We start from the raw sequence: 10,159 nt of genomic DNA, 5'->3' as shown, positions 1-10,159 counted from the left end.
GGGTGAAGCCGCGCCGGAAGGCAGTGGTGGACGGTTCACGAGTGAGAATGCAGGCATGAGTAGCGATACACACGTGAGAAACGTGTGCGCCGATTGACTAAGGGTTCCTGGGTCAAGCTGATCTGCCCAGGGTAAGTCGGGACCTAAGGCGAGGCCGACAGGCGTAGTCGATGGATAACCGGTTGATATTCCGGTACCCGCTGTGAAGCGTCAAACATTGAATCAGGCGATGCTAAGTCCGTGAAGCCGTTCCGGACCCTTCGGGGAATGGAAAGTGGTGGAGCCGACGGACCAGACTTGTAGTAGGTGAGTGATGGGGTGACGCAGGAAGGTAGTCCAGCCCGGGCGGTGGTTGTCCCGGGGTAAGGGTGTAGCCCGTCATCCAGGTAAATCCGGATGGCATGTGGGTGAGACCTGATGCCGAGCCGATTGTGGTGAAGTGGATGATCCTATGCTGTCGAGAAAAGCCTCTAGCGAGTTTCATGGCGGCCCGTACCCTAAACCGACTCAGGTGGTCAGGTAGAGAATACCGAGGCGTTCGGGTGAACTATGGTTAAGGAACTCGGCAAAATGCCCCCGTAACTTCGGGAGAAGGGGGGCCATCACTGGTGATGACATTTTCTGTCTGAGCTGGGGGTGGCCGCAGAGACCAGCGAGAAGCGACTGTTTACTAAAAACACAGGTCCGTGCGAAGCCGTAAGGCGATGTATACGGACTGACGCCTGCCCGGTGCTGGAACGTTAAGGGGACCGGTTAGTGCGCTTTCGGGCGTGCGAAGCTGAGAACTTAAGCGCCAGTAAACGGCGGTGGTAACTATAACCATCCTAAGGTAGCGAAATTCCTTGTCGGGTAAGTTCCGACCTGCACGAATGGCGTAACGACTTCTCGACTGTCTCAACCATAGGCCCGGTGAAATTGCACTACGAGTAAAGATGCTCGTTTCGCGCAGCAGGACGGAAAGACCCCGGGACCTTTACTACAGTTTGATATTGGTGTTCGGTTCGGCTTGTGTAGGATAGCTGGGAGACTGTGAACTCTGGACGCCAGTTCAGGGGGAGTCGTCGTTGAAATACCAGTCTGGTCGTGCTGGATGTCTAACCTGGGTCCGTGATCCGGATCAGGGACAGTGTCTGATGGGTAGTTTAACTGGGGCGGTTGCCTCCTAAAGAGTAACGGAGGCGCCCAAAGGTTCCCTCAGCCTGGTTGGCAATCAGGTGTTGAGTGTAAGTGCACAAGGGAGCTTGACTGTGAGACCGACGGGTCGAGCAGGGACGAAAGTCGGGACTAGTGATCCGGCGGTGGCTTGTGGAAGCGCCGTCGCTCAACGGATAAAAGGTACCCCGGGGATAACAGGCTGATCTTCCCCAAGAGTCCATATCGACGGGATGGTTTGGCACCTCGATGTCGGCTCGTCGCATCCTGGGGCTGGAGTCGGTCCCAAGGGTTGGGCTGTTCGCCCATTAAAGCGGTACGCGAGCTGGGTTTAGAACGTCGTGAGACAGTTCGGTCCCTATCCGCTGCGCGCGCAGGAATATTGAGAAGGGCTGTCCCTAGTACGAGAGGACCGGGACGGACGAACCTCTGGTGTGCCAGTTGTTCTGCCAAGGGCATGGCTGGTTGGCTACGTTCGGGAGGGATAACCGCTGAAAGCATCTAAGCGGGAAGCCTGCTTCGAGATGAGTATTCCCACCCACTTGATGGGGTAAGGCTCCCAGTAGACGACTGGGTTGATAGGCCGGATCTGGAAGCCCAGTAATGGGTGGAGGTGACCGGTACTAATAGGCCGAGGGCTTGTCCTCAGTTGCTCGCGTCCACTGTGTTGGTTCTGAAACCACGAACAGCCCCGTTGTCGGGCCACGACAACGGTGCGGCAGGTTCAACAGTTTCATAGTGTTTCGGTGGTTATAGCGTGAGGGAAACGCCCGGTTACATTCCGAACCCGGAAGCTAAGCCTTACAGCGCCGATGGTACTGCAGGGGGGACCCTGTGGGAGAGTAGGACGCCGCCGAACAAATTGTGAGAAAACCCCCGGCCGGGGATACCGGTCCGGGGGTTTTCTGCGTTTTAGGGCTTATGCTCCGGGGCCCTTCAGAAGAGAGCCCCTTAGTATTACAGACGCCCTGCTGTCTTCAGTGCCAGATATGCATCTGCCAGCGCCGGCGCCAGTTCCTCCGGGGTCTCGTCGACGACCGTGACGCCGTGACGGCGGAGTTGCTCCGCGGTGCGGTGACGTTCGCTCTGCGCCTGGGCGGCAGCGGCAGCTTCGTAAACGGCCTCGGTGTTTCCACGGGCCGTCGTCATGCGGGCGATATAAGGATCTGCCACCGATGCCACCAGAACGGTGTGCCGCTGGGTGAGCTGAGAGAGGACGGGGAGCAGGCCTTCTTCCACGGGTGCGGTGTCGAGGCTCGTCAGCAGCACGATGAGGGAGCGGCGGGGAGCCGTGCGGAGCGCGCTTGCAGTCAGGCCTCGGGCATCCAGTTCGACCAGTTCGGGTTCGAGCGTCGCCATCGCGTTGACCAGGGACGGCAGGACGTCGCGGGCGGTACGCCCCTGGACGAGGGCGCGTACCCGGCGGTCGTATGCCATCAGGTCCACCCGGTCGCCTGCGCGGGACGCGAGTGCTGCCAGGAGGAGGGCCGCGTCCATGGAGGCGTCGAGGCGCGGGGCGTCGCCCACGCGGCCCGCAGAGGTGCGGCCGGTGTCCAGGACGAGCAGGATGTGGCGATCGCGCTCGGGGCGCCATGTGCGTACGGCGACCGAGGACTGGCGGGCCGTTGCGCGCCAGTCGATGGACCGGGTGTCGTCACCAGGGACGTACTCGCGCAGGCTGTCGAATTCTGTTCCCTCGCCGCGGGTGAGAACGCTGGTGCGGCCGTCGAGCTCACGCAGACGGGCGAGTTTCGAAGGCAGGTGCTTTCGGCTGGTGAACGGTGGCAGCACCCGTACCGTCCAGGGGGCCTTGTGGGTGCCCTGGCGGGCGAGCAGACCGAGGGGGCCGTACGAGCGGATGGTGATCCGGTCGGCCTGGCGGTCGCCGCGGCGGGTGGGGCGTAGGCGGGTGGTGACGCGTCGGCGTTCGCCGGCGGGAACCGTCAGGCGGTGGCGGGAGGCTGCCACCTCTGTTCCGGGCTGCCAGCTGCTGGGTGGCCAGGCATCGCGCAGGCGCACCCGAAGAGGGCGGCTGGACGGGTTGGTGACGGTGAGGGTCACCTCTGCGGCCTCGCCCAGGCGTACGGACGTATCGCCGGAGCGGGTCAGGCCGAGGCGTCGCACAGGTGCTGCGAGGGCGAAGTCGCAGGCGCAGGCCACGGCCAGGGGGGCGTTCACCGCGAGGATGCCCGTCCAACTGGCGCCCCAGATTCCGACGGGGAGGGAGCCGAGGGCCGCGAGGAGCGCGGCGCGTCCGGTGAGGGCCATCAGCGGGGGACCGGGACGTGGGCGAGGATCGCGTTGATGACGGAGTCGGCTGTGACCCCTTCCATCTCTGCCTCGGGGCGGAGTTGTACGCGGTGGCGGAGAGTGGGGAGGGACAGGGCTTTGACGTCGTCGGGAATGACGTAGTCGCGGCCCGTGAGCCACGCCCACGCGCGCGAGGTGGCCAGGAGGGCCGTGGCGCCGCGTGGGGAGACGCCGAGGGTGAGCGACGGGGACTCGCGGGTGGCTCGGCAGATGTCCACCACGTAGGCGGTGATCTCCGGGGAGATCGTCGTTTTGGCGACGGCTGCGCGGGCGGCCTCCAGGTCGGCAGGACCGGCCACCGGGCGTACGCCCGCGGCGTGCAGATCGCGCGGGTTGAAGCCCTCGGCGTGGCGGGTGAGGACGTCGATCTCGTCCTGACGGGAGGGCAGAGGGATCGTCAGTTTGAGCAGGAAACGGTCCAGTTGGGCTTCGGGGAGGGGGTATGTGCCCTCGTATTCGACCGGGTTCTGGGTCGCCGCCACCAGGAACGGGTCGGGTAGCGGGCGCGGGGTGCCGTCGACCGTGACCTGGCGTTCTTCCATGGCTTCCAGGAGGGACGACTGGGTCTTCGGGGGCGTGCGGTTGATCTCGTCGGCGAGGAGGAGGTGGGTGAAGACCGGGCCGGGCTGGAACGAGAACTCGGTGGTGCGGGTGTCGTAGATCAGGGAGCCCGTGATGTCGCTCGGCATCAGGTCGGGGGTGAACTGTACGCGCTTCGTGTCGAGTTCGAGTGCGGATGCGAGGGCGCGGACGAGCAACGTTTTGGCGACCCCGGGGACTCCTTCTAGGAGTACGTGTCCACGGCAGAGGAGGGCAACGACGAGGCCGGTCACGGCGGGGTCCTGGCCGACCACGGCTTTGGCGATCTCGGCGCGCAGGGCTTCCAGGGAGGCCCGGGCCCTGCCCGGGTCCCCGGTGTACCCGGCGTTGTCAGTGGTCGGGTCCATCATGGACGGCGTACCTCTCTTTCGAGGGCGTCGAGTTGGTCGGCGAGGGAGATGAGGGCCGCGTCGTCGCTGGGCGGCGGGCCGAAGAGGAGAGAGTCCAGGGCCTGTCCGGAGCCGTGGAGATGGGCGGACAGAGCGGGGAGCAGGGCCTCGGGCGCGTGCGCCTGAACGACGGAGACGCCGACGAGGGGGGCGAGGCGGATGCGGGTGGAGGAACGAAGAGCGGCGGCTGCGCGATCGCGGGCGTTCGCTTTGCGGTAGAGACGGGCGCGGCCTTCGACGGTTTCGGAGGCGCGGATCGCCACGGGGAGTCTTTCGGGCACGAGGGGGCCCAGTCGGCGTGCCCGCCAGAGGGCGGCTAGGGCTGCGGCGACGAAGAGTTGCAGCGTGCCCCAGAGCCAGCCGGAGGGGAGCAGGTCGAAGAAGCCCTTTTCGTCGCCTGTGCCGGTGGCCGAGTTGTCGGAGAGCGAGGGGAGGTACCAGACCAGATGAGGGCGGGAGCCGAGGAGTTGAAGGGCGAGCGAGGCGTTGCCCTGCTTGTCGAGGTGGTGGTTGAAGAGGATGTCGGGTGCGCCGAGGACGACCGTGTCGCCGTCCCCGAACGCGTCCGGGATTCGCAGGAGCGTGGCGAGGCGCTTGCTGGGGTAGCACTCGTCGGCGCCGAGGTGGGTGGTCGTGTAGCGGATGCCGCCCGTGTCTGCAGTGCCCGCGCGGCGGGCGGCGGGCAGTTGGCAGTCGGGGGAGAGCGTCGAGTCGAAGCTGGTGGCGGGGTCCGCGGTGACACCGGGGGCGAGCTTTTCCACGGACCAGCTGCCGGGGGCGACCAGGACGGTGCGTCCGCCGGAGTCTGCGATCGCGGAGTGCAGCTGCGACTGTTGACGGTGCGTCAACACGTCTGGGACGGCGACCAGGAGTGTGGTGTCCGGAGCTGCTGCGGCGCGAGCTTCGTCCAGGGTGGTGACCGTGCGCGTGGTCACATTGTGATCCGCGAGGAGCTCTGCGACGGCGCGGCTGCCGTAGGAGTCGGCGGAGCGCGGGTCGAGTTCGCCGTGCCGGGCGTCGGAGCGGATCACGGCGATCACCACGGCTGCCGCCAGGAGGAGGACGACGGAGAGGGCGATGCCTCGCGCGCGGGTCCACACCTGGCGTGTGGTGGGCGAGACCGAGGTGGTCGGGAGTGTGACCTCGGTGGTCATCCGGCGGCTCCCTGGCGGGCGTTGTGGGCCGTGCTGGGGCTGCTGTTCGCGAGCTGGGGCTTGGTGCGATCGAGGTCGCGGTCGAGTTCGGCCATGCGGTGGTACGACTGCTCGCTCGCCCTTCGGCCGCCGTACGTCACGTCGTCGAAGTCCCGGGCGGCGGCGCGCAGCCGGTCCGTGTGGGAGGGCATGGTGCGGCCCGCTGCCGCGGCTGCCTCGTCCGCGGTGCGGCCGGGGCGTACGTCCAGGAGCGCCCGCTCCTCGAGGGAGCGGACGATGGCGCGCATGCGTTCCTGGACGGCCTGGTTCCAGTGGCCTTGGGCGGCGTGTGCCTCGGCTGCCGCGCGGTGTTCGGCGGCGCTGCGGGGGCGGTCGTCGAACAGGGCGGCCGACGGGGTCGGTTCGCGGCGTGGCGTGCCCAGGCGCCACCACAGTGCGCCCAGCACCGCGAGGACAGCGACGATGACGACGACGAGGCCCAGCGTGCCTCCTGGTGTCGCGGCCGCAGCCGAGCCGAACAGTTTGTCGACCCACTCCCAGAAGGCGTTCAGGGCGCGCTCGAACAAGCTGGGGTCGTTCTCGTGGTACATGCGCTTGGACAGCTCGCGACGGGCCGCATCGCGCGCGGGATCCCGCGGAATCGTCACCGGCGGTTCGTCGCCGGAGCGTATCGACGACAGGACGGAATTGTCGCCGGCACGCAGCAGCGTGCGCACGGCCGCTTCGGCGGCGGCGCGTGGCAAGGCGGTCGGCACTGCTGTGAGAACTCCCCCCGTCACGCTCACTGCATCAGCCTCCCGCGCCGGCTTCGGTGCCGTAGCCCTGGACACCGGCGGCGCGGGCCAGTTCGAGGTCGAGGGCCTCACGGCGGATGCGCATGTCGATGTAGAGGAGCACGGTGACGCCGGCACTGATCGGGAATGTGATCATGGAGCCGATCACCGAGCCCAGCCCGCTGATGACGAGGAACATCCAGCTGAGGTCGCCGCCGCCGCTGTTGTTGAGGAGACTGGCGATGCCGTCGCCGCTGAACAGCGCGGCGAGAAAGGTGAAGGGGATGACGACGATCGCCGAGATGATGCTCGCGATGATCCCGGCGAGCAACTGGATGCCGAAGACACGCCACCAGGAGCCGCGGACGAGCTTCGCGGACCGGCCCATCGACTTCACGACGCCCTGCTTCTCCAGCATCAGAGCCGGCGAGGCCAGGGAGAAGCGGATCATCAACCAGAGTGCGACGATTCCCGCGCCGATGCCGCCGAGGACGGCGAGCGCGACACCCCCGTCGGCGTTCCCGAAGACGGCCACGAGGATGCCGGGCAGCGTGCCTGCGAGGACGACTCCGACGGTGATGACGGGCAGCAGCACGATCAAACCGAGCAGCTTGACGACCTGAGGGCGGGCGTCGCGCCAGGCCTCGCCGGTGCTCACGGACCGGCCGAGGACGGCACGGCTGGTGACGGTGGTGAGCAGGGCGGTCGCGGCGACTGTCGCGATCAGGGAGATCAGGAAGACGGCGCTGGAGCTGAGCATGACCTCGCCCAGGGCGCGGGTCAGTTCACCTGCGGTGGCGCTCGGGTCGTCGAGGGCCGCGGTGCTGGTGTCGTTCAGCACGAGGCCCTGAAGAAGGATGACGAGGATCTCCGTAACCACGGCGACGGTCAGGGAGATGCCCAGGACGGTCCGCCAGTACGTGCGCATGGTGGAGACCGCGCCGTCGAGGATCTCGCCGACGCCGAGAGGGCGGAGAGGGATGACGCCCGGCTTGGCGGCGGGCGGGGGACCGCCCCAACCGCCTCCCCATGCGGGGTATCCGGGAGTGCCGTAAGGCGGGTAACCACCAGGACCGGGAGCGCTGTGGCCACCGGGGCCGGGGGGAGGCTGGGTGCCCCATCCGGGGCCGGGGGGCGGTGGTGGCGGAGTAGGCCGGCCGGGGCCGGTGGGCGCGGACCACTGGGCGGGTGGCGGCTGTTCCTTCGACCATTGCGAGCCGGTGCTCTGCGCGTCGCGGCTGTCCTGCGGGTCGGGACCGGGCTGGTCCGCGCGCTCCGCGGGGCCGGGACGGTCGGTGGGCTCGGCAGGGCCGGACGCGCCGGGCTCCTGCCCGTCGGAGGGGGCAGATCCGGGCGAGGCCCAGCCCGGAGTGTCTTTCATCGTCGCTCCTTCACGGTGCCCGTCCGCGGTCGCGGCGGCAGGTTGGCAGCCATCGTGCCATGGGGTGGTCACCCAGGTACCGGCCGAGGTATGGGCTGCACACCTTCAATTGTCCGCCGGATAAGGGGCAGACTGACGGCATGGCTGATCAGTACGCGCAATCCGGCGAAGACAGCAGGCCGACCGAGACACCGGCGATCCGTTGGGAGGAACCACCCGAAGGCCCGGTACTGGTCCTTCTCGACCAGACGAGGCTGCCGGCAGAGGAGGTCGAGCTTGTCTGCACGGACGCACCCGCGCTGGTGGAGGCGATCCGTTCGCTGTCCGTGCGCGGGGCACCTCTGCTCGGCATCGCGGGAGCGTATGGTGTCGCGCTCGCCGCCGTGCGTGGCTTCGACGTGGACGATGCCGCGGCCGCGCTGGCGGGCGCCCGGCCCACCGCGGTGAATCTCGCCGTCGGTGTGCGCAGGGCTCAGTCCGCCCACCGGGCCGAATTCGCCAAGAGCGGTGACGCCGGGCAGGCCGCGGCGGCGGCGCTTGCCGCGGCGCGGCGGCTGCACGAGGAGGACGCCGAGGCCAGCGCTCGTATGGCAGAGCACGGGCTGGCCCTGCTGGACGAGCTGCTCCCCGGCGGCGGGCACCGGATCCTCACCCACTGCAACACCGGGGCGTTGGTGTCGGGCGGAGAGGGGACGGCGTTCGCGGTGGCGCTTGCGGCGCACCGGGCGGGGAGGCTGCGGCGGCTGTGGGTGGACGAGACCCGTCCGCTGCTGCAAGGAGCTCGTCTGACGGCCTACGAGGCGGCGCGCCGTGGCATGGCGTACACCCTGCTCACGGACAACGCGGCGGGCTCGCTCTTCGCGGCCGGCGAGGTGGACGCTGTGCTGATCGGGGCGGACCGCATCGCGGCCGACGGATCGGTGGCGAACAAGGTGGGGAGCTATCCGCTCGCAGTACTGGCGAGGTACCACCATGTGCCGTTCATCGTGGTGGCACCGGTGACGACGGTGGATCCGGACACCCCGGACGGGGCTGCCATCGAGGTCGAGCAGCGCCCCGGGCATGAGGTGACCGAGGTCACAGCTCCTCAGGTGCCGGTGGCCGGAGCGGAGGCAGGAGGTGGGATTCCGGTGGCGCCGCTGGGGACCCAGGCGTACAACCCGGCGTTCGACGTCACGCCGCCCGAGTTGGTGACCGCGATCGTCACGGAGGAAGGCGCCGTTTCGCCCGTGACGGCTGAGGCGCTCGCTGAGCTGTGCGCCAGGTCACGAACAGCTGATCAGCACACGGGGTGCGCGGAGCCGTAGAGCGGAGAGCTGTGTATCGAGGTCGGTGCGTCGGATGATGGTGAGGGCGTTCAGGACCGTTCTGCGCGCTGCGGTTCCCGCCGACCTGAACAGATCAACGACCTGTGCACGGCCTTCTACGCCCGGCGCGGACAGAAATCCGATGGGCACCGTCCGACCCGGCGCGTGAAGGCCGAGTGCCGAACACGAAGGCACGCGCCGCCGTCGTGGCGTCCGCGCAGCCCGCCTGACCCGAGCCGGTGGGCCGACCATGTGGTCAGGGTGCGCCTACGCTGGGTAGCTGACATCCGTTACGGACATCGACGTCGCGGGACAGGGGCAGACAGTGACGGCCGAGTACGACTATCGTCACGGGCCAGTGAGCCTGCTCACCTGCACCTTCGCCACCGTTATGAGAATGGGATGATGTCGTTTATGAAGGGACGAGTCCTTGTCGTCGACGACGACACGGCACTGGCCGAGATGCTCGGCATCGTGCTGCGTGGTGAAGGTTTTGAGCCGTCGTTCGTAGCTGACGGCGACAAGGCGCTGGCCGCATTCCGTGAGAGCAAACCGGATCTGGTGCTGCTCGACCTGATGCTGCCAGGGCGGGACGGCATCGAGGTGTGCCGTCTGATCAGGGCGGAGTCCGGTGTGCCGATCGTGATGCTCACCGCCAAGAGCGACACCGTCGACGTGGTGGTCGGGCTGGAGTCGGGCGCCGACGACTACATCGTGAAGCCGTTCAAGCCGAAGGAGCTGGTCGCCCGGATCCGGGCGCGGCTGCGGAGGTCGGAGGAGCCGGCGCCGGAGCAGTTGGCCATAGGCGACCTGGTCATCGACGTGGCGGGTCACTCCGTGAAGCGGGACGGGCAGTCGATCGCGCTGACGCCGCTGGAGTTCGATCTGCTGGTGGCGCTGGCCCGGAAGCCGTGGCAGGTGTTCACGCGTGAAGTGCTGCTCGAGCAGGTGTGGGGTTACCGCCACGCCGCCGACACCCGTCTGGTGAACGTGCATGTACAGCGGCTGCGTTCGAAGGTCGAGAAGGACCCCGAGCGGCCGGAGATCGTGGTGACCGTCCGCGGCGTCGGTTACAAGGCAGGACCGAGCTGAC

General features: G+C 67.7%; 7 protein-coding genes and 2 rRNA genes (1 of these 9 running past the window's edge). 4 read left to right on the top strand and 5 right to left on the bottom strand.

Annotated features, from left to right (window positions below; all coding sequences use genetic code 11):
• A 23S ribosomal RNA gene (locus ACYUED_RS16810) occupies positions 1-1,799 on the top strand (it extends 1,319 nt beyond the left edge of the window).
• Between the two features lie 95 nt (positions 1,800-1,894).
• Positions 1,895-2,011 (top strand): 5S ribosomal RNA (rrf, locus tag ACYUED_RS16805).
• A 98-nt stretch (positions 2,012-2,109) separates the two neighbouring features.
• On the opposite strand, the gene ACYUED_RS16800 is transcribed toward rrf, so the two are convergent.
• The 5 genes from ACYUED_RS16800 to ACYUED_RS16780 are packed head-to-tail and all read right to left on the bottom strand — an operon-like array spanning position 2,110 to position 7,759.
• On the bottom strand, positions 2,110-3,420 hold the full coding sequence (locus ACYUED_RS16800) for a DUF58 domain-containing protein (protein ID WP_491293088.1): 1,311 nt from the start codon (positions 3,418-3,420) through the stop codon (positions 2,110-2,112).
• Positions 3,420-4,409, bottom strand: coding sequence for an AAA family ATPase (locus ACYUED_RS16795; RefSeq protein WP_491294289.1), 990 nt, complete (start codon positions 4,407-4,409; stop codon positions 3,420-3,422). The genes ACYUED_RS16800 and ACYUED_RS16795 overlap by 1 nt, the downstream gene beginning before the upstream one ends.
• Complete coding sequence (locus tag ACYUED_RS16790) at positions 4,409-5,605, bottom strand: DUF4350 domain-containing protein (protein ID WP_491293087.1); 1,197 nt, start codon at positions 5,603-5,605, stop codon at positions 4,409-4,411. The genes ACYUED_RS16795 and ACYUED_RS16790 overlap by 1 nt, the downstream gene beginning before the upstream one ends.
• A complete protein-coding gene (locus tag ACYUED_RS16785; protein WP_491293086.1) occupies positions 5,602-6,390 on the bottom strand; it encodes a DUF4129 domain-containing protein in 789 nt (262 codons plus the stop codon). The genes ACYUED_RS16790 and ACYUED_RS16785 overlap by 4 nt, the downstream gene beginning before the upstream one ends.
• Before the next feature lie 4 nt (positions 6,391-6,394).
• Positions 6,395-7,759, bottom strand: a complete 1,365-nt coding sequence (locus tag ACYUED_RS16780; protein ID WP_491293085.1) for a DUF7847 domain-containing protein — start codon at positions 7,757-7,759, stop codon at positions 6,395-6,397.
• Between the two features lie 140 nt (positions 7,760-7,899).
• Between ACYUED_RS16780 and mtnA the strand changes: the two genes are divergently transcribed.
• The gene (mtnA, locus tag ACYUED_RS16775) at positions 7,900-9,066 is read left to right on the top strand and encodes an S-methyl-5-thioribose-1-phosphate isomerase (protein WP_491293084.1); all 1,167 of its coding nucleotides are present in this window, start codon (positions 7,900-7,902) and stop codon (positions 9,064-9,066) included.
• Between the two features lie 402 nt (positions 9,067-9,468).
• Complete coding sequence (gene mtrA, locus ACYUED_RS16770; protein WP_187284748.1) at positions 9,469-10,158, top strand: two-component system response regulator MtrA; 690 nt, start codon at positions 9,469-9,471, stop codon at positions 10,156-10,158.
• Position 10,159: the final 1 nt, after the last annotated feature.

The organism is Streptomyces sp. DF42 (assembly GCF_058267695.1).
This window is presented reverse-complemented; position numbering and strand designations above follow the sequence as displayed.

What these genes read in the sequence shown, in the direction of transcription:
- ACYUED_RS16800 (WP_491293088.1), bottom strand. Translation starts at nt 3,420, where the DNA reads ATGGCCCTCACCGGACGCGCCGCGCTCCTCGCGGCCCTCGGCTCCCTC.
- ACYUED_RS16795 (WP_491294289.1), bottom strand. Translation starts at nt 4,409, where the DNA reads ATGGACCCGACCACTGACAACGCCGGGTACACCGGGGACCCGGGCAGG.
- ACYUED_RS16790 (WP_491293087.1), bottom strand. Translation starts at nt 5,605, where the DNA reads ATGACCACCGAGGTCACACTCCCGACCACCTCGGTCTCGCCCACCACA.
- ACYUED_RS16780 (WP_491293085.1), bottom strand. Translation starts at nt 7,759, where the DNA reads ATGAAAGACACTCCGGGCTGGGCCTCGCCCGGATCTGCCCCCTCCGAC.
- mtnA (WP_491293084.1), top strand. Translation starts at nt 7,900, where the DNA reads ATGGCTGATCAGTACGCGCAATCCGGCGAAGACAGCAGGCCGACCGAG.
- mtrA (WP_187284748.1), top strand. Translation starts at nt 9,469, where the DNA reads ATGATGTCGTTTATGAAGGGACGAGTCCTTGTCGTCGACGACGACACG.